Here is an 18216-nt window from a genome sequence, read left to right as displayed (position 1 = left end):
GGATCAAGCGCTGGTGAACGGGGACGGCACTTCGCCATCGGCGCTGACCTGCGCGGCCAGGTCGCGGATCGAGGCGGAATCGTTGACGTGCGGGAACTCCTCCTGCGGCACCGGCACGTCGAGGAAGTCGCACAGCCGCTGCCAGCCCTCGCCGACGCGGTAGACCAGCAGCCGGTCGGCGGGCACCACGCGCTGCACTTCGGCGTTGTGCCGCTCGAAGACGTCGATGGCGTGCGCGCGGTCGGCGAACCGGCCGTCGAACGTGCCGTTCCAGATCATCCGCTCGACGGTGGGGCGCAGCTTGGCGCTGAAGTCGTCGTCGCCGGGCGGGTCCTGCACGAACTGGTAGATCGTGCCGTAGGTGCTGTCGTACCAGCGCTCCGGGTCGCGCACGGTCAGCAGCACCTTGGCGTCCGGGTAGAAATCCATCAGTTCGCGGTAGAACGCACAACCCGGCCAGTCCACTGTGGACTCGAATCCGCCGAGCACCTGCTGCCAATCGGAGACCCGGCCGTCCATCGCCAGCTCCCAGTCCTGCGCCCGCTCGGGCTGCGCGATCACCTCGAACATGTGGTAGCAGGGGCCGTAGCCGAGGTGTTCCAGCGCCGCCTTCAGCGATGCGGTGCCGGTGCGGCCGAACCCGGCTCCGATGATCTTGACCATTGCGTTCAACTCCTTGTCGTAGCTGCCCGGCAGCACGCGCCGATCAACTGCGCGTACCGGGGTTCGCCTCGGTGATCAGGACGGCACCCGCCGTGGCGTGCGTCGTCTCGTCGATGAGCACTCCGCCGCCGGTGAGCCGGTTGCGCTCGTAGGGGTCGCAGAAGATCGGCTGCGCCAGGCGCAGTCCGACCTCGCCGATGTCGTTGAGCCCGAGCTCGGCGGCCGGCTCCCGACTCAGCGTGGTGACGTCCAGCCGGTGCCGAACCTCGGTGACGACGGCTTTGACGGTGCGCGTGGTGTGCTTGAACAGCAGCCGCGTGCCGGGCCGCAGCGGTGCCGCCGCGGTCATCCAGCACACCGTCGCGGACAGCTCGTCCGCCGGTTCCGGGGCGTTCGCCGCGGCGCACAGCAGATCCCCGCGACCGACGTCGATGTCGTCGGCCAGTCGCAGCGATATCGACAGCGGAGCCTGCGCGCTGACCAGCGCGCCATCCGCGGTGTCCACCGAGGACACTCGGGATCGCATCCCGGAGGGCAGGTGCAGCACCTCATCGCCCGCTGCCACCGAGCCGCCGGAGATCTGGCCCGCATAACCGCGGTAATCGCGCTCGGGCGCCCGGATGACGCACTGCACCGGCATCCGGAAATCCATTGTGGAGTTGTCGTCCGCGATGCGGACCTGCTCGAGGTGCTCCAGCAGCGCCGGTCCCTCGTACCAGGGCATGGCGGCCGAGCGTTCCACCACGTTGTCGCCGTGCAGTGCCGACAGCGGGATCGCGGTGCACCCGTGCCCGACGAACTCGGCGAATTCGGCCGCGACGTCGCGGAAAACCTGCTCGTCGTAGTCGACCAGGTCCATCTTGTTCACCGCGAGCACGACCTCCGGAACCCGCAGCAGCCCGGCCAGCACGGCGTGCCTGCGACTCTGCTCGGTCAAACCGTGCCGTGCGTCGACCAGCACGATCGCCAGGTCCGCAGTGGACGCCCCGGTGACCATGTTCCGGGTGTACTGGGCATGACCCGGGGTGTCGGCGATGATGAACGCGCGACGGGCGGTCTCGAAGTAGCGGTGCGCCACGTCGATGGTGATTCCCTGCTCGCGCTCGGCGCGCAGGCCGTCGGTGAGCATCGCCAGGTCCAGCACGTCGTCGCCGCGTTCCGCGCTGGCCTGCTCCAGCGCTTCGACCTGGTCGGCCAGCAGCGACTTAGAGTCGTGCAGCAACCGGCCGATCAGGGTGCTCTTGCCGTCGTCGACCGCGCCTGCGGTGGCGAACCGCAGCAGGCCGTCGGCCGGGGTGAAACCGTCCGCGTCCGCAGCGGTTCCGGGTAACGCGTCCGCGGGAACGGCCGGTCCGGCCGGAGAACTCGGGCTCATCAGAAGTATCCCTCCCGCTTGCGGTCCTCCATCGCGGCCGCGCTCGTGCGGTCGTCGGCGCGGGTCTGGCCGCGCTCGGTGACCCGGGTCGCGGCGATCTCGGCGAGCACTTCGGACACCGTGGACGCTTCCGAGGGAACCGCGCCGGTGCAGGTCATGTCGCCGACCGTGCGGAACCGCACGGATCGCTCCACCAGCGGCTCGTCCGGGTCGCGGTGCAGGAACGGGTTGTCCGCCAACAACATCCCGTCGCGCTCGAACACCTTGCGGGTGTGCGCGAAGTACAGCGGCGGCAGCTCGACACCATCGCGTTCCACGTAGGTCCACACGTCGCGTTCGGTCCAGTTCGACAGCGGGAACGCGCGCACGCTCTCGCCGGGCCGGATCAGTCCGTTGTAGACGTTCCACAGCTCGGGGCGCTGGTTGCGCGGATCCCACTGCCCGAAGGAGTCCCGGAAGGACAGCATCCGCTCCTTGGCCCGCGCGCGTTCCTCGTCGCGGCGCGCGCCGCCGAACAGGGCGTCGAAGCGGTGCTCGGCGACGGCGTCCAGCAGCGTCACCGTCTGCGCCCGGTTGCGGCTGGGCCAGCGGCCCGTCGGCTCGGCCACCCGACCCGCATCGATCGAGTCCTGCACGCCGGCCACCACCAAGCGCACTCCCAGCTCGGCGACGCGGCGATCCCGGAACTCGAGCACTTCGTCGAAGTTGTGCCCGGTGTCCACGTGCAGCACCGGGAACGGGATCGGAGCGGGTGCGAACGCCTTCTCCGCCAGGCGCAGCAGGACCGCGGAGTCCTTGCCGCCGGAGAACAGCAGCGCGGGGCGGTCGAATTCGGCGGCCACTTCGCGGATCAGGTGCAGCGCCTCGGACTCCAGGACGTCCGATCGGGACGGTCCGGACGGCATCAGCGACTCCCCTCGGTCAGGTTCCCGGGCAGCGCGGCCAGCAGGTCCGCGGCCAGTTCCCGGCGGCACACCAGCAGATCCGGCAACCACGGGTCCGGCAGGTCGTAGTGCAGCGGCGAGCCGTCCACCCGACTGGTGTGCAGTCCGGCCGCCCGGGCCACGCCGACCGGCGCTGCGCTGTCCCATTCGTACTGCCCGCCCGCGTGCACGTAGGCGTCGACCTCGCCGAGCACCACCGCGCTGATCTTCGCGCCCGCGGAGCCCATCGGAACGGTCTCGGCGCCGAGCGATTCGGCGAGCTCGCGCACGAAATCCGGCGGGCGGCTGCGGCTGACCGCCAGCCGCGGGTGGGCGATGCCGTGGCTCGGCTGCTTCGGCGGCGCACCGGTGCCGAGAACCCGGCCGTGCGCGGGCAGCGCTACCGCGGACGCGGTGATCTGATGATCCTCGGCCAGTGCCACGTGCACGGCCCAGTCGGTGCGTCCGGCTTCGGAGAACTCGCGGGTCCCGTCCAGCGGGTCGATGATCCAGACCCGGTCGGCGGATTCCCGCGGTGGCCCGGAAACGCCGTGCTCGGACAGCACCGGATCCTGCGGGCGGGCTTGCGCGAGCGCGGCGACCAGCAGGTCGTGCGCCGTGCGGTCACCCTCCGCGCCGAGGGCTTTCGGGTCCGTTGTGGACGCCGTCCGCTCCCGCAGGTCCAGCAGGCTCTCGCCGGCTTCCCGCGCCAGTCGTGCGGCGAGTTCGTGATCGTCCGCGCTCACCCGGTACCTCCTCGTCCGACGTCAACTCTTCGTTCCGCGCGCCAGGGCGGGCACGGGAGAACACCCGGTGCGCGACCGGGGAGACCGCTGCCGCGAGCACCACCAGCACGCCCGACGACGCGCCGATGATCGCGTTCGCCCCCAGGAGCATCACTGCGGTGGTCGCCAGCATTCCGCCGAGCAGCACGCGGATCGGCCGGTCCGAGACGCGGGCCGAGATCACCGCTCCGACCAGCACTCCGGGCAGCGAGCCCACCAGCAGCGAACCGACGATTCCGAAGTGGACTTCGCCGGTGAACAGGTGCCCGCAGGCGGCGACCAGCACCAGCGGCACGGCCTGCACCAGGTCGGTGCCGACCAGCCGCGCCGAGCTCAGCGAGCGGTTCGTCAGCAGCAGGCACACGATGATGATGGAACCGGAACCGACCGAGGTGGTGCCGACGATGAGCCCGGCCACGGCGCCGAGCAGCGCGGTCGGCAACGGCCGCACCGAGGCGGCGCCGGCCGCGGGGCTGCGTTTCGCCAGCAGCATCCGGGCGAACAGCATGATCGCGGCCAGCAGCACCGCCACGCCCGTCAACGTCTTCAACGACGACTCCGCGCCGTCGCCGAGCGAACCCGCGAACAGCGATCCCACCACCGCGCACGGCAACGAGCCCAAGCACAACCAGCCGACCAGCCGCGCGTCCGCGGTCCTGCGCCGCAGGTGCACCAGCGCCCCGACCGGCTTCATGACCGCGCTGGCGACCAAGTCGGAAGACACCGCTGCCAGCGGCGGCACCCCGAACACCAGCGTGAGCAGGGGCATCGTCAACGCGCCGCCGCCCATCCCGGTCAGTCCCACCAGCAGCCCGGTCAGCAGGCCGGTGACCGCCACTCCCGGGTTCGGTGCGGCGAGCTCGGCTAATGCGGGTTCCACCGGCCCACCCAGCCTCGTCGCCGCAGCAGCGCGACGACCTCGTCGACGGCTTCGTCCTGCGACAGCCCGGAGGTGTCCAGCACCAGGTCCGCATCGGCGGGCACCTCGTACGGCGCGGAGACGCCGGTGAACTCCGGCAGCGTCCCGGCGCGGGCCTTGCGGTAGAGGCCCTTGCGGTCGCGGCGCTCGCACTCGCCCAACGGCGTCGCCACGTACACCAGCACGAATCCGCCCGATTCCTCGACCATGTCGCGCACCGCATCGCGGTCGGCGCGGTACGGCGCGATCGGCGCGCAGATCGCGGCGCCGCCGTGCCGGGTGACTTCGGAGGCCACGAACCCGATCCGGCGCACGTTGCGGCTGCGGTCCTCAGCGGAAAAGCCCAGTCCCGCGCACAACGTGCGGCGCACGACGTCGCCGTCGAGCAGCGTCACGGCCCGGTGGTCGTACTGCGTGAGCTCGTCCCGCAATGCACGCGCCATCGTGGACTTGCCCGCTCCGGAAAGTCCGGTGAACAGCACCGTGAAGCCGCGCCGGGACAGCGGTGGATGCAGCCGTTGCTGCTGCTCGGCGATGGCGGGCGTGGTGAACCAGCTCGGCAGCGGGTCGCCCCGGTCCAGGTGTGCGCGCAGTTCTTCAGCGCTGAGGCCGGGAAGCCGCCTGCTCGGCTCGACCTGCGCGGCCGGGCGCCAGCGGCCGGTGTCCTCGCGCACCACCTCGGGCGGCTCCAAGCCCGGAATCGGCGGCTGTTCCAGCGGATGCTCGCTGATCAGGTGGGTGGCTCCGTAGGCGGCGGCGACGTGCGCGGTCAGCAGCGCGTCCCGCTTCGGATCGGGCCGCTGCGCCAGCGGCACCGGCACGACCGTCGTGTCCGGCGGCAGTTCCGGGCGTGCGGCCAGCACTGCCTGCACCAGGACTTCCGGGCGCGGCCCGATCATCCGGGGCAGCAGCAGCAGGTGCGCCCCGTGCTCGGCGACCAGCTCGCGCAGCTGCGCGATCTCCTTGTGGTGCAAGGGTTTTTCCGGAAGCATCGCCAGAACGGGGCCGTGCGACAGGTTTTCCCGCACACTGGCGGCCGGCGGGCGCATTCTGCGCAGCGCGCCCGTAGGCGCCGCGGCGGCGCGTACCGGTCCGGCGGCATGGCTGCCGTCGGCGTCCGACCAGGCCGCGACGTTGCTGACCACGGCGACAGGTGCGCCTTCGGAGTCCTGCAGTTCGATCTCGTCCGCGGCGGCCACTTCCGCAGGCACGGTCAACGTGATCGGGGCGGGCCAAGGGGTCGCGTCGCACAGGCGTTGCCGGGTGCGCACGGACTCGACGTCGGCGGCATCGAGAAATCCGCTCAGCGCCGGGAAAGCACCGTCCAGCAGGAGTTCCACATCGGACAGTTCGGCGGCGCCGGGCACCCACGTGGCGCGCCGGACCGCACCGCGGCCGCGCGTACCCGGCCCCGGACACTCGGATTCCGCTCCGCTCACACGCACCTCTGTCCGCCCGATGAACTGGATCCATACGGTGACCGACCGCAGCCGCCGCGGAGAACCCCGGTGTCCATTTCTCGCCAGATCTCGTTTTTCCCACCTTGCACGGCGGATCTCGTTGCCACTGAGCGTGATTTCCGGCATTGCACGCGTACCGTACGGATCATTCCGGCTCCAGGTCGGACGTGAAGGTGTGGGTGCCCGGGCCCGCGGAGAAGACCGCACCGGCGGCGCTCTCCTCCGCGACACCTGGCGATCCCCTGCAGGAAACTCGCCCCGGCAGCTGGACCCGCGCCGATGCGTTCGGCGGAATGCGCACGGTGAGCGTGAAATCCGTCCCGTCGCGCCGCCATCGCGTCTCGATGCGCCCCGCGGGCGCGCGGTAGTGGCCTTCGGCCCACCGCAGATCGCCCACGGGCTTCGGCCGGATCAGCAGTCGCCGGAAGCCGACCGAGCCGGGTTCCTGGCGTATCCCGGCGATCCCGGTGTGGAACCACTCGTCGATCTGCGTGAGGATCATGTGGTTCAGCGAGTTCACCATGTCCCACTGCTCCGGGATCGTGGTCAGCCCACCGGGATTCTGCGGGTGATCCCGCAGGAACGCGCCATAACCCGGCACCTCGTCCCGGCGCAGCGCCGCCCACAGCACGTCGTCGCGGTCGGCGTCGCGCAACACCCGCACCACCGGGCCGAGTCCGATGTGGCCGGCGAGCAGCCGCGGACCGTCCCGATGGTGGATTCGGCCGAGCAGCGCATCCAGCACCCGCGGGCGTTCCGCTTCCGGCACCATGCCCGCGTCGAGCGGGAGCGCTTGCGCGGCCTGCGTCGCGCCGGAGGTGGCGCCGTCGCCGGTGTAGCATCCCAGCTCGGCGTCGAAGAAGCGGTCGTGGAACGCGCCCGCGATCGCCTCCGCGAGCGCGCAGAACTCGCGGAAATCCGTTGTGCGGCCGAGGGTTCCGGCCATGTCGGCGAGCCGCCGGGTAGTCAGGTAATAACCCCAGGTCCCGGTAAGCTCACCCGAGGTGTCTTCCGCTCCGACCCAATCGCCGAGCGGCCCGGTCACCAGATGGCCGTTCGCTTTGCGCCGGCTCAGGTAATCCAGGTAAGCCGTCATGGCCGAGTAGTGCTGCGCCATCGTCCGGGTGTCGCCGTAGAGCCGGTGCAGCAGCCACGGCACCAGCACGATCGCGTTGCCCCAGTTGACCTCGTCGCCGAAATCCCCGGTGTAGCCCCAGTCGTAGACCGGGGCCTTCAACGCCACGTTGCCCGCCCGCGGACCGCGCCCCGCCTGACCTTCGACGAGGTGGCGCTGCATCGTGCGCAGGTACGCGGAGAGGTCGAAGTGCCGCGAGAGCACGCCGATCGGATGCGTGTAGTCCGCGCCGTAAGCCAGCTTCTCCCGGCCGGGGCAATCGGTGAGCACGGACATCAGGTTCGCCGCCACCGAGAAGTGCACCATCCGGTGCAGCCGGTTGATCCGGCCGTCCGAAGTGCGCACTGCTCCGGCAGGCGCCGCATCGGCACGCAGTTGCAGTCCGCGCAGTCCGGGCCGGATCCCTTCCGGTGCGGCGACTTCGACGAACCGCATCGCGAAGTACTGGAACGCGGGCCGCCACCGCTCCCCCTCCGGTGAGCCCGCTGCGATGTAGGTGTGCAGCACGTCGGTGCCGCGGGTGGCGTCGCGGATCGAAGTCTGGTCCACGCGGCCGTCCTCGGTCAGCGCCTCCCCCGGCCGCAGGCTGATCGCGGTTCCCGCGGGTACCGGAGGCAGCCGCAACTCCGGCCACCCGGCGATGTTCTGCCCGAGGTCGAACACCTGGATCCCCGGCTCCGGTTCGCGCACCGCCACCGGCTCCCACTCGCGGACCACGCGCACCGGCGGGCCCGCGCGCCGCACCAGCTCGGTGGCCAGGTTCGGCGGCGCCGCGGGCATCGCGTCGATCCAGCCGGTCCTGCTCCCGTCGCGGCGCACGGCTTCGGCGGAGTGGTCGGCGCCCGGCTCGTCCCAGCCGGGCTGTTCCCGGCGGGCGTCGTGATCGGTGCCCGAGAACCAGTTGTCGGTGACCGCCGGGCCGAGCGCGGTGCGCCACTCCGGCCCGCTGACGATCGCCTCCTCGCGGCCGGCGGTGGTGAGCTCCAGCCTCGCCAGCATTCGCGGCGGCACCGCGGCACCGGCGCTCGGGTCGACATCCGCCACCGGGTCGCCGGACCCTGCGACAGGTGTGCCGGCGGGGTGCGCCCGCTCCAGCGGCGGCGCGAAGGTGATCGACTCGTCGCCGAGCGCGGTGATCCACCGGTCTTCCAGCTGCTCGCCCTCGCCGACGTGCACGGAACCGCCCACGAAGTAGCCGCCGGTGCCGGCGGCCCGGACCGAGTCGTCCCCTGCGCGGGCGTCCGCGCTCAGCACCCCCGAGGCGGTGTCGTGACTGGTCCACCACGAATACGCGTCGCGCAGACCGGAGTTCGTGCCCTCCCGGTGCACGTGCGCGGTGCCGTGGCCGAGCCGGACGCCGAGCGTGTTCGGCCCGCACCGCACCGACTCCGTGACGTCGTAGGTCCGGTACTCGGCGGATCGCTGGTAGTTCGAGTTCCCCGGGGCCAGCACCTCGTCGGTGACGGGGCGGCCGTTGAGCGTCACGACCTGCACGCCGAGCCCGCACACGTACAGCCGCGCGCGCCGGACCGGACCGCTCACCCGGAAAGCCCGCGCGAAGATCGGCAGCGGGTCGCCCGGCCCGCGCCGCGGATGCGCGATCCAGCGCGCCCCGCCCCAGTCCGCGCGCGTCAGCAGGCCGGTTTCCCAGCCGGCCCGTTCGCTCCAAGGCGACCAGCGGTCGTCCTGGTCGCGCACCCGGACCCGCCACTCGACCCGGGTGCGCGCGGGCAGCCGCGGGCCGCCGTAGCCGAGTCCGGCGCAGCCGGATTCGACGACCCCGCTGTCCCACAGCTGTTCCCCGCGTTCGTCGAACACCTGGACTCGGCAGGCGCTCTGGTGGCCGGAGTCGCCCAGCAGCCGCCAGCTCAGGTCCGGAGCCGGATCGTCCACGCCGAGCAGTGGACCGTGCCTGCCGGCCCCCAACCCGCCGACCTGCAGCTCACCGACCCGCGGCCCCGCGACCCGGAGTCCGGTCACCGGCCACCCCCGCTCACGATCGCCAACGCCGAGGCTGTTTGTACGCAGCGCACCCCACCCCGTCAACACTCCACAGTGGACAGGTGCCGCGCCCGGGCGCGCACGCTTATCCTCGGCGAGTCGCCCGGAACCCGAACGAGGTACCCAGCGGAAGAGGCCAGCATGGAAGCTCCGTCAGCCCCGCCGACCGTGGCGCTCGGCGGCCGGGCAGGCCGCTGGATCATCGTGGCCACCATCCTCGGCTCCGGGGTCGCGTTCCTGGACGGTTCGGTGGTCAACGTGGCGCTGCCCGCCATCGGCCGGGACACCGGTGGCGGGTTCGCGGTGCTGCAATGGGTGCTGGACGCCTACCTGCTCACGCTCAGCGCGCTGCTGCTGCTCGGCGGGGCGCTGGGCGATCGCTACGGGCGGCGGCTGGTGTTCCAGATCGGGCTGGTGGTGTTCACGCTCGCCTCGCTGGGATGCGGGCTCGCGCCGGACGGCGCGGTGCTGATCATCGCCCGGCTGGTGCAGGGCGTCGGCGGGGCGCTGCTGGTGCCGGGCAGCCTCGCGCTGATCAACTCGACGATCCGGCCCGACGACCGGGGGCGGGCGGTGGGCACCTGGGCCGGGCTGACCGGGGTTTCCTCCGCGCTCGGCCCGTTCGTCGGCGGCTGGCTGGTGGACGCGGTGTCCTGGCGCTGGGTGTTCTTCATCAACCTCCCGATCGCCGCGGTGGCGCTGGTGGTCACCGCCCGGCACGTGCCGGAAACCCGCAGCACCGGCGTCACCGGGGCGCCGGACCTGGCCGGAGCCGCGGCCATCACCCTCGGGCTGGCCGGGGCGATCTACGCGCTGATCGAACTGCCCGTGCACGGCTGGAACGTGCTGACCGCCGTGGCGCTCGCCGCCGGAGTGGCCGGGCTGGTGGCGTTCCCCTTGGTGGAGTCGCGGACGAAGGGGCCGATCATGCCGCCGGCGCTGTTCGCGAACCGGCAGTTCACCGGTGCGAACCTGACCACGTTCACGGTGTACTCGGCGTTGAGCGGCGCGCTGTTCCTGCTGTCGCTGCAACTGCAGCAGACCCTCGGCTACTCGGCGCTGGAGGCCGGGATCGCCACCCTGCCGATCACCGTGATCATGCTGCTGCTGTCCGGCCGGATGGGTGCGCTGGCCCAGCGAACCGGCCCGCGGCTGCCGATGACGATCGGCCCGTTCGGCTGCGCGGCCGGGCTGGCGCTGATGACCTTGGCGGTGCCCGGATCGTCCTACCCGACCGGTGTGCTGCCCGGAGTGCTGGTGTTCGGGCTCGGCCTGGCGGTGACCGTGGCACCGCTGACCTCCGCGGTGCTGGCCGCGGTGGAACCGGCGCGGGCGGGGGTGGCTTCCGGGGTGAACAACGCGATCTCCCGGCTGGCCGGGCTGGTCGCCGTCGCGGTGCTGCCGCTGGTGGCGGGCATGACCGGCCCCGGTGCCACGGTGGGCAGCGGGTTCGGCAGGGCGATGGTGATCTCCGCGGCGGTGTGCGCGCTGGGCGGAGTGCTTTCCTGGTGCACCATCGACCGCCGCTGCCCCGTCGAGTCCGTCGCGGTCCCGGGCCTCAACCACGCCTGCCAGGACCCTTGCACCCAACACGGCTCCATCGAGGAGCGAACGGACCGTTCGTCCCGCTAGATCGGTCGAACGGTCCGTTCGCTCGGAACGACCGCGCTCACTGCGGCGAGCACTTCTCGAACGGCCACTGGTGCGGCGGGCGGGCGCTGAGCTCCTCCGGCGGCTCGGGCAGCCGCACCGGCTCGCCCGCGAAGTGCGCGATGACCACGACCCGGTCGGCCGAGCGGTACACCGCGAGGTCCTCCCCGCCGCTCGCGCGCAACGCGGGCACGCCGTGCGCGCGCACCCAGGCGAGCAGTTCGTCCCGCTTGCCCTCCGGCGCGCGCGCCTCCCACATCAGCGCGTTCATTAGCTCGTCCGGCGCAACGGCGGGATCGCGGGAACCTGCGGCGCCTCGTCGATGTCGGCCTGGGTCATCTTGAACGCGTCGGGATAGGACTCGCGCTTGGTGCGGCGGTCCGGTTCGGTGCTGCGCCAGGTGTAGAGGCAGCGTTCGCACTGCCAGACCTCCCACACCCCGGCGACCGGCGACACGGCCAGCCGCCGCAGTCCTTCAGCGGCGCAACGAGGACACATCGTCGGCTCCTCTCGTCTCACTTGCCCTGCAACGTGCGCAGCCGGGAAATCCACCGCCCGGTCTCCGGCAGGTCCCGCACCGGCTGGCTGTAGTGCCCGCGCGTGTCGGGCGCGACCGGGGTGGTCGCGTCGATCACGAGCTTGTTGCTGATCCCCGGCGGCTGCGAACCCGGGTCCAGCTCCAGCACCGACATGTTCGGCAGGTTCACCAGATCGCTGGCCGGGTTGACCTTGGTCGACAACGCCCACATCACCTGCGGCAGGTCGAACGGGTCCACGTCCTCGTCGACCACGATCACGACCTTGGTGTAGCCGAGCCCGTGCGGCGTGGTCATGGTGCGCAACCCGACCGCGCGGGCGAAACCGCCGTAGCGCTTCTTGGTGGACACGATCGCCAGCAGCCCGTGCGTGTACATCGCGTTGACCGCCTGCACCTCGGGGAAGTCCGCGCGCAGCTGCTGGTACAGCGGCACGCAGGTGGCCGGGCCGATCAGGTAGTCGATCTCGGTCCACGGCTTGCCCAAGTACAGCGACTCGAACAGCGGCTTGCTGCGGTAGGAGATCCGGTCGATGCGCACCACGGTCATGTTCCGGCCGCCGGAGTAGTGCCCGGTGAACTCGCCGAACGGGCCCTCGATCTCCCGCTTGCGGCCCTCCACGACACCTTCCAGCAGGACTTCGCAGCCCCACGGCACGTCGAACCCGGTCAGCGGGGCCGTGGCGATCGGAGCGGGCGCGCCGCGCAGCGCACCGGCCATCTCGTACTCGGACTGCTCGTAGCCGAGCGGGGTACCCGCCACGACCGTGATCAGCGGGTCGTTGCCGAGTGCGATGGCCACCGGCAGGTCCTCGCCCTTCTCCTCGGCTTTGCCCAGGTGCAGCGCGATGTCGTGCATCGGCACCGGCTGCATCCCGAGCCGGTTCGGGCCTTTCACCTCCAGCCGGTAGGTGCCGACGTTCTGCTTGTCGAAGTTGTCCGGGTCGTCCGGGTCGCGCGAGACCACCGCGGCCTTGTCCAGGTAGAAGCCGCCGTCGCCGTCGTTGAGCCGGAACAGCGGCAGCACGTCGAACAGGTCCACGTCGTCGCTGGTGTTGGCCGCGAACGGCGGATCGTCGCGGCGCTGCGGGGCGACCGGGAAGTCTTCCCAGCGGCGGATGAACTCCTCGACCTGCTCCCGCGTGGACGTGGAAGGCGGCAGGCCCATCGCGATGGCGTGGTTGGCCCAGGAACCGTGCGCGTTGAGCACGATCCGGGGGTCGACGAACCCGTTGACGTCGTCGAAGTAAAGCGCGGGCGCGTTCTCGCCGAGCCGTGCGGCGGCGTTCGCGGCCGCGCCCAGGTCCGGTTCCGGTTCGACCCGTTCCGGCACCCGCAGCAGCTGCCCTTCCTTCTCCAATGCGTCCAAATAGGACCGCAGGTCGTCGTAGGCCAAGATCTCCTCCTCACCGCTCGCCGGATGCCCATCGGCGGCTCATTCCCGGACGTACCGGCTCAGCGCTCGTCGTCCCGCCGCGCTTCGGCGAGCCCGTTCCACCGGCGGGCGGCGGGCGCGGGCAGGCCGAACTGGTCGAGCACCCTGGCGACCACGTGGTCGACCACGTCCCCGACCGACGACGGGTTGTTGTAGAAGGCGGGCATCGGCGGAACCATCACCGCGCCCATGCGCGAGAGCGCGAGCATGTTCTCCAGGTGGATCTCGCTGAGCGGCGTTTCCCGCGGCACGACCACGAGCTTGCGGCGTTCCTTGAGCACCACGTCGGCCGCCCGCCCCACCAGGCCGTCGGCGAACCCGGTGCGGATGCCCGCGAGGGTCTTCATGCTGCACGGCACGACGACCATCCCGTCGGTCCGGAAAGAGCCGGACGAGATCGAAGCGCCCTGATCACCCGAGCCGTGCACCACGTCGGCGAGCTTGCCGATCTCGCGGGCGCTGTAACCGGTTTCCAGCTCGATCGTGGTGCGCGCCCAGCGGCTCAGCACGAGGTGCGTTTCCACCTCGGGCTGCTCGTGCAGTTCTTCCAGCAGCCGGACGCCCAGCGGCGCCCCGGTCGCCCCGGTCATCCCGATGATCAGCCGCAACGCCGGACCTCCCGCCCACCGAGAATAATAGTTCGTATGCGAACGTTCGTCTACATACTAACACCTGGTGGCGCGAACTGCCCGCGGCCACCAGGCCACCGGGTACCCGGAACCGCCCGAACCGGACCGGCGTGCGCAACCGCGCAGCGGCCGGGATCTAGAATGGCGGGCCACCGATCAGCCGGGCCCGCGGCCGCCGGGGGGCGAGCGAATACCGGGCAGAGCCAACGACGGGGGGCGGCACACGGCGCCGGCGGGCGTAACGAGGTTCCCCACCCACTACGCAACCGTTCCGAGACACCCTCAGCGGGAGGAGCGCGCCAAGTGCAGCACCTGGAGCACGTCGTCTTCCACCTCATGCGCCGGGTCCTGCAGGACCACGGCGCGCGCTGGCAGTCCGAGCTGCCCCAGCTCACCAAACCGCAGTACGCCGCACTCACCGCCATCGACGAACATCCGGGCATCGAGCAGACCGCGCTGGGCCGCCGCGCGGCCATCGACAAGGCCACCCTCGCGGCCATGCTCGCCCGCCTCGAACAGCGCGCGCTGATCGAGCGCACCGTGGACAGCTACGACCGGCGGCGCCGCGTGCTGCACCTGACCGCGGACGGCAGGCGGGTGCTCGCGGACTCGCACCGGCTCGCCGAGAAGATCAACGGCGGGATGCTGCAGCGGCTCACCGCGACCGAGGCCGATCAGCTGCGCGAACTGCTGGCCAAGCTGGCCGCCGACGAGAGCGGCGAACTCGCCGCACCGCCCGAGAACGCCGCAACCACCGAGAACAGCGCACCCCCGGAAAGCGCCGGGTCGCCGGAGCGCGCACGCCCCCCGGAGGCCCCCGCCGAGAGCTGATCCGACACGCCCGCGCGCACCACCCCGGACCAGCGCGAATGGAGTAGCCGCGGCGCGTCCGGTCGGTCACACTCGCAGCACACGCGCGGCCCCGCGCCCACGCGCCACCGGCGACGGCCCCGGCCGTCACGACGCGCGCCGAGCGCGGCACACCGGAACGCACGCCGAGAGCGATGGACCAGCCGATGCCCGATGCCTCCTCGTCCGACCCGGTGAGCTCCCAGCTGCAGGGAGTCGCCTCCACGCTGGGCGACCTGCGACTCGACGAGCTGCTCGGCGAGTTGCAGGAACGCCTGGCCCGGGTGATCAGCACCCGCGACCGGATGCAGGACCTGCTGGACGCGGTGCTGGCGATCGGCACCGAACTCGAGCTGGACAGCACCCTGCACCGCATCGTCACCACCGCCACCGAGCTGGTGCAGGCCCGCTACGGCGCGCTCGGCGTGCTCGGCCCCGGCGGCGAGTTCACCCAGTTCGTGCACGCGGGCATGGACGCCGGGACCACCACGGCGATCGGCGGCCTGCCGAAGGGGCACGGGATGCTCGGCCAGGTCACCCGCGACCCGCGGCCGCTGCGGCTGGCCGACCTCACCGAACACCCGTCCGCGATCGGATTTCCGGCGCACCATCCGCCGATGCGCAGCTTCCTGGGCATCCCGATCCGGGTGCGCGACGAGGTGTTCGGCAACCTCTACCTGACCGAGAAGCTCGACGGCGGCGAGTTCAGCCAGGACGACGAGGTGGTGCTGCGCGCGCTGGCCGCCGCCGCCGGGGTGAGCGTGGAGAACGCGCAGCTGTTCGACCAGGTCCGGTTGCGGCACCGCTGGCTGCAGGCGTCGAGCGAGATCACCACGGAGCTGCTTTCCGGGGTCAGCACCGCCGACGGCCTGCGGCTGATCGCGCAGCGCGCGATGGAGATCTCCCGCGCGGACTGCGCGCTGATCGTGCTGGCGCGGGAGGGAACCGCGACCGGACTGGCGCGGGTGGAGGCGGTCGCGGGCGAGGCCGACATCGAGGTCGGCATCCCGGTGACCACCGACGGGCCGGTGCTGGCCAGCCTCACCGGGGACACCCCGGTGCTGGAGTCGGACGTGTCGGCCTCCCCGGTCAGCGGCTTGCAGCACGTGCTGCCCGGCTACGGCCCGGCGCTGGCGGTGCCGCTGCACTCCGGCGAGGCCGGGGCGGGCGCCGTGATCGCGTTGCGGCGCAAGGGGAATCCGCCGTTCGGGCCGGGACAGGTGCCGATGCTGGCCTCGTTCGCCGACCAGACCGCGATCGCGCTGGAACTGGCCGCGAAGAACCGCGCGCAGCGCCAGCTGGACGTGTTCGGCGACCGCGAACGCATCGCCCGCGACCTGCACGACCACGTGATCCAGCGGCTGTTCGCCACCGGCCTGAGCCTGCAGGGCACGCTGCGCCGCGCAACCGACGCCGACGTGCGGCGGCGGTTGCAGCAGTCGGTGGAGCAGCTCGACGACACCGTGCGCGAGATCCGCACCGCGATCTTCGACCTGCATTCCGCGCCGGAAACCGACGAGCCGGTGAGCCTGCGCAGGCGGCTGCTGGACACCGTGGCCGACGCCAGCAGCGGCGCCGGCTTCGCACCATCGGTGCGGATGTCCGGGGCCGTCGACACCGCGGTGCCCGCCACCTACTTCGAGCACGCCGAAGCGGTCGTGCGGGAGGCGGTCACCAACGCGCTGCGGCACGGCGAGGCCACCGAGATCACGGTCTCCATCGACACCGGCGCGGAACTGACCATCGAGATCGTCGACAACGGGACCGGCATCGGCGAGAACCCCGCCCGCAGCGGGCTGGCGAACCTGCGCAAGCGCGCCACCCAGTGCTCGGGCGGCCTGGACGTGCAGGCCGCTGCCACCGGCGGCACCCGGCTGTGCTGGCACGCCCCGCTCAACAGCAACGAGCCCTGACCGCGGGGGCCAGGGCTCGTCAGGACCGGGTTCTTCGTCCCACTTGTGTTTGCTGGAATGTTTCGTCTTTCCAAGCGGCGTCAGCCGCTTTCGCCACCTAGGCAACCGGCAACGCCGCGGGTTCTCAGGCGTCTGCTCGCGAGGACAGCGGCCCGGACCTGTAAAGACGCCGCGTAGGGAGCTACGTCAGGATGAGATCCCGCAGCGAGCAGGCGCCTGAGGTTCCGCCAAGCGACCACCTACGCAAAACGAGCTCAATGCAGATCCTGCTTCAGTGCTCGTCGTAGTGGTCCTCGTGCGCGGCGTGCCGGTGGCCGTCGTGCAGGTAGTCGACGTGGTCGCCGTGCGGGACCGCGACGTGCCCGCAACCGTCGCCGTGCCGGTGGGCGTGCTGTTCGTGCACGGTGTGACCGTTAGGCTCGCACTCGTCGTAGTGCCCGTCGTGCGCGGTGTGCAGGTGCCCGTCGTGGACGTAATCCACGTGGTCGCCGTGCGGGACCGCGACGTGCCCGCAACCGTCGCCGTGCCGGTGGGCGTGATCGGTGTGTTCCTGGTGCGCGGTGGTCATCGATCTCCTTCAGCGCTGAACGGGGTCCGGTTTGACCCGTTCAGCCTAGGAACACCGGCAGCCGAACACATGCCGAAGCACGCATGCGAACTCGTTCGAGGCGCCTGATCACTTGTCGTGGTGGCCCTGGCGCAGTTCGGTGGCCAGCACCGCTGCCTGGGTGCGGCGTTGCATCCCGAGCTTGGCCAGCAGCTGGGAGACGTAGTTCTTCACCGTCTTCTCGGCGAGGAACATCCGCTCGGCGATCTGCCGATTGGTCATGCCGACGCCGATCAGCTCCAGCACCGCGCGTTCCTGCTCGGTCAGCCGGTGCAGCGGGTCCTCCTGGGCCTGCTTGCGCCGCTGCCGCTCCAGCACGGCCGCGGTGGTGCGCGAGTCCAGCAGCGACCGGCCCGCGGCGACCTGCCGGATGGCCGAGCGCAGGTCGGAGCCGAGCACCTGCTTGAGCACGTAGCCGGAGGCACCCGCCATGATCGCGTCCAGCAGCGCCTCGTCGTCGGAGAAGGAGGTCAGCACCAGGCACCGCACGCCGGGCAGGATCGTCAGCAGTTCGCGGCACAGCTCGATGCCGTTGCCGTCCGGCAGCCGCACGTCCAGCACGGCCACGTCCGGATTCGCCCGCGGCAGCCGCACGAGGGCTTCGCGCACCGAGCCGACCTCGGCGACGATCTCGAAGTCGGCTTCGTCCTCCAGCAGATCGGCTATGCCGCGGCGCACCACCTCGTGATCGTCCACGAGCGCGATCCGGGTGCCGCGCGCGGCGCCGTCCGGTGCGCCCTCTTCCCGGACGCCGTCACCTGTGTCCATCTCGCAGCCCCGCTTCCACCCGCGGACCGCGGGCGACGCGCCAGATCTCGCCTTCCCCAGGCTAAGCGCAGCTCCCCCGGCCCACAGCAACAGCCGGATGCGCGCGCGGCCGCTTAGCTGATCCGCACTCCGGTTTCGATGTTCCGCCGCATCACGGTTCGTCCCATCTGTTCGCCCGGCCGCCCACCGCGGCCGGATTCCCCTCGCAGTCAAAGGTAGAAATCGGATACGCGGCGTCACACGGCCAAAGGTCCCCACCCACGCGGCCGGATGACGGGCGAGGTGATCGGTTCCGCCGCGTCGCCGGGCGTGGTGTGATCGGTCGTGCGGCTTCGAACACGGGGCGCGGACGCGAGCTGCGGAAGGGGCGGAATGCAGCGAGGACGCAGGGGCCACCCGTGCGAGGTGGACACCACCCGGCTCGGGCCGTACCAGTGCCCGGAGTGCGGGCAGCACTGGGAGGTCAACGGCATCGCCGGTTTCGAGCCGAAGGTGCGCCGGGTCAGCCGGGTGGCGTGGTTCTTCGCCAAGTGGTTCGGCTGAGGCCGATCGAGCGACCGGTCGCATCG

At 71.5% G+C, this 18216-nt stretch carries 17 protein-coding genes; 4 read left to right on the top strand and 13 right to left on the bottom strand.

The features are described 5' to 3' along the window. Positions 1–3 precede the first annotated feature (3 nt). The 7 genes from V1457_RS20450 to V1457_RS20420 form a co-directional block, all read right to left on the bottom strand. Positions 4–663, bottom strand: coding sequence for a sulfotransferase family protein (locus tag V1457_RS20450; protein ID WP_295149066.1), 660 nt, complete (start codon positions 661–663; stop codon positions 4–6). A gap of 43 nt (positions 664–706) precedes the next feature. Further along, entirely contained in the window at positions 707–2038 is a 1332-nt protein-coding gene (locus V1457_RS20445; protein ID WP_338596125.1) for a GTP-binding protein, read from the bottom strand. Beyond that, a complete protein-coding gene (gene cysD / locus V1457_RS20440; protein WP_338596124.1) occupies positions 2038–2943 on the bottom strand; it encodes a sulfate adenylyltransferase subunit CysD in 906 nt (301 codons plus the stop codon). Before cysD ends, V1457_RS20445 begins: the two co-directional genes overlap by 1 nt. Next, positions 2943–3674 carry a 3'(2'),5'-bisphosphate nucleotidase CysQ gene (locus V1457_RS20435; protein WP_407074792.1) on the bottom strand — a complete coding sequence of 244 codons (732 nt, stop codon included), beginning with the start codon at positions 3672–3674 and terminating at the stop codon, positions 2943–2945. The genes cysD and V1457_RS20435 overlap by 1 nt, the downstream gene beginning before the upstream one ends. Next, positions 3586–4626, bottom strand: a complete 1041-nt coding sequence (locus V1457_RS20430; RefSeq protein WP_338596123.1) for a sulfite exporter TauE/SafE family protein — start codon at positions 4624–4626, stop codon at positions 3586–3588. The genes V1457_RS20435 and V1457_RS20430 overlap by 89 nt, the downstream gene beginning before the upstream one ends. Then, positions 4611–6104 (bottom strand): adenylyl-sulfate kinase, encoded by a 1494-nt coding sequence (gene cysC, locus V1457_RS20425; protein WP_307850069.1) that lies wholly within the window; start codon positions 6102–6104, stop codon positions 4611–4613. Before cysC ends, V1457_RS20430 begins: the two co-directional genes overlap by 16 nt. A gap of 166 nt (positions 6105–6270) precedes the next feature. Further along, positions 6271–9240: a family 78 glycoside hydrolase catalytic domain gene (locus V1457_RS20420; protein ID WP_338596122.1), complete on the bottom strand. Its 2970-nt coding sequence runs from the start codon at positions 9238–9240 to the stop codon at positions 6271–6273. Positions 9241–9402: 162 nt separating this feature from the next. Here V1457_RS20420 and V1457_RS20415 point away from each other — a divergent pair, with 162 nt between their 5' ends. Beyond that, complete coding sequence (locus V1457_RS20415) at positions 9403–10893, top strand: MFS transporter (protein WP_338596121.1); 1491 nt, start codon at positions 9403–9405, stop codon at positions 10891–10893. A gap of 37 nt (positions 10894–10930) precedes the next feature. On the opposite strand, the gene V1457_RS20410 is transcribed toward V1457_RS20415, so the two are convergent. From V1457_RS20410 to V1457_RS20395, 4 genes are read right to left on the bottom strand one after another with little or no spacing between them, the layout of a single operon-like run. Next, on the bottom strand, positions 10931–11182 hold the full coding sequence (locus V1457_RS20410) for a hypothetical protein (protein WP_233627519.1): 252 nt from the start codon (positions 11180–11182) through the stop codon (positions 10931–10933). Beyond that, on the bottom strand, positions 11182–11409 hold the full coding sequence (locus tag V1457_RS20405) for a non-oxidative hydroxyarylic acid decarboxylases subunit D (protein ID WP_200070620.1): 228 nt from the start codon (positions 11407–11409) through the stop codon (positions 11182–11184). The genes V1457_RS20410 and V1457_RS20405 overlap by 1 nt, the downstream gene beginning before the upstream one ends. Before the next feature lie 17 nt (positions 11410–11426). Further along, positions 11427–12842, bottom strand: coding sequence for a non-oxidative hydroxyarylic acid decarboxylases subunit C (locus tag V1457_RS20400; protein WP_338596120.1), 1416 nt, complete (start codon positions 12840–12842; stop codon positions 11427–11429). A 59-nt stretch (positions 12843–12901) separates the two neighbouring features. Further along, positions 12902–13489 (bottom strand): non-oxidative hydroxyarylic acid decarboxylases subunit B, encoded by a 588-nt coding sequence (locus V1457_RS20395; RefSeq protein ID WP_338596119.1) that lies wholly within the window; start codon positions 13487–13489, stop codon positions 12902–12904. Positions 13490–13813: 324 nt separating this feature from the next. Here V1457_RS20395 and V1457_RS20390 point away from each other — a divergent pair, with 324 nt between their 5' ends. Then, complete coding sequence (locus tag V1457_RS20390; RefSeq protein ID WP_307850070.1) at positions 13814–14341, top strand: MarR family transcriptional regulator; 528 nt, start codon at positions 13814–13816, stop codon at positions 14339–14341. 173 nt (positions 14342–14514) lie between these two features. After that, the gene (locus V1457_RS20385; RefSeq protein ID WP_338596117.1) at positions 14515–16272 is read left to right on the top strand and encodes a GAF domain-containing protein; all 1758 of its coding nucleotides are present in this window, start codon (positions 14515–14517) and stop codon (positions 16270–16272) included. Between the two features lie 271 nt (positions 16273–16543). Here V1457_RS20385 and V1457_RS20380 read toward each other — a convergent pair whose 3' ends face one another. After that, positions 16544–16840, bottom strand: coding sequence for a hypothetical protein (locus tag V1457_RS20380; RefSeq protein WP_200070623.1), 297 nt, complete (start codon positions 16838–16840; stop codon positions 16544–16546). A 108-nt stretch (positions 16841–16948) separates the two neighbouring features. Next, a complete protein-coding gene (locus V1457_RS20375) occupies positions 16949–17647 on the bottom strand; it encodes a response regulator transcription factor (RefSeq protein ID WP_338596116.1) in 699 nt (232 codons plus the stop codon). 405 nt (positions 17648–18052) lie between these two features. Between V1457_RS20375 and V1457_RS20370 the strand changes: the two genes are divergently transcribed. Next, on the top strand, positions 18053–18190 hold the full coding sequence (locus V1457_RS20370) for a hypothetical protein (RefSeq protein ID WP_200070821.1): 138 nt from the start codon (positions 18053–18055) through the stop codon (positions 18188–18190). Positions 18191–18216 lie beyond the last annotated feature (26 nt).

It is taken from the genome of Saccharopolyspora sp. SCSIO 74807 (genome assembly GCF_037023755.1).
GTDB lineage: Bacteria > Actinomycetota > Actinomycetes > Mycobacteriales > Pseudonocardiaceae > Saccharopolyspora_C > Saccharopolyspora_C galaxeae.
The sequence above is the reverse complement of the archived record's forward strand: the minus strand, read 5'-3'. Positions and strand labels throughout refer to the sequence as shown.

Bases quoted from the DNA above. Each gene is read 5' to 3' on its own strand.
- V1457_RS20450 (WP_295149066.1), bottom strand. From the start codon at position 663: ATGGTCAAGATCATCGGAGCCGGGTTCGGCCGCACCGGCACCGCATCG.
- V1457_RS20445 (WP_338596125.1), bottom strand. From the start codon at position 2,038: ATGAGCCCGAGTTCTCCGGCCGGACCGGCCGTTCCCGCGGACGCGTTA.
- cysD (WP_338596124.1), bottom strand. From the start codon at position 2,943: ATGCCGTCCGGACCGTCCCGATCGGACGTCCTGGAGTCCGAGGCGCTG.
- V1457_RS20415 (WP_338596121.1), top strand. From the start codon at position 9,403: ATGGAAGCTCCGTCAGCCCCGCCGACCGTGGCGCTCGGCGGCCGGGCA.
- V1457_RS20410 (WP_233627519.1), bottom strand. From the start codon at position 11,182: ATGAACGCGCTGATGTGGGAGGCGCGCGCGCCGGAGGGCAAGCGGGAC.
- V1457_RS20405 (WP_200070620.1), bottom strand. From the start codon at position 11,409: ATGTGTCCTCGTTGCGCCGCTGAAGGACTGCGGCGGCTGGCCGTGTCG.
- V1457_RS20385 (WP_338596117.1), top strand. From the start codon at position 14,515: ATGGACCAGCCGATGCCCGATGCCTCCTCGTCCGACCCGGTGAGCTCC.
- V1457_RS20380 (WP_200070623.1), bottom strand. From the start codon at position 16,840: ATGACCACCGCGCACCAGGAACACACCGATCACGCCCACCGGCACGGC.
- V1457_RS20375 (WP_338596116.1), bottom strand. From the start codon at position 17,647: ATGGACACAGGTGACGGCGTCCGGGAAGAGGGCGCACCGGACGGCGCC.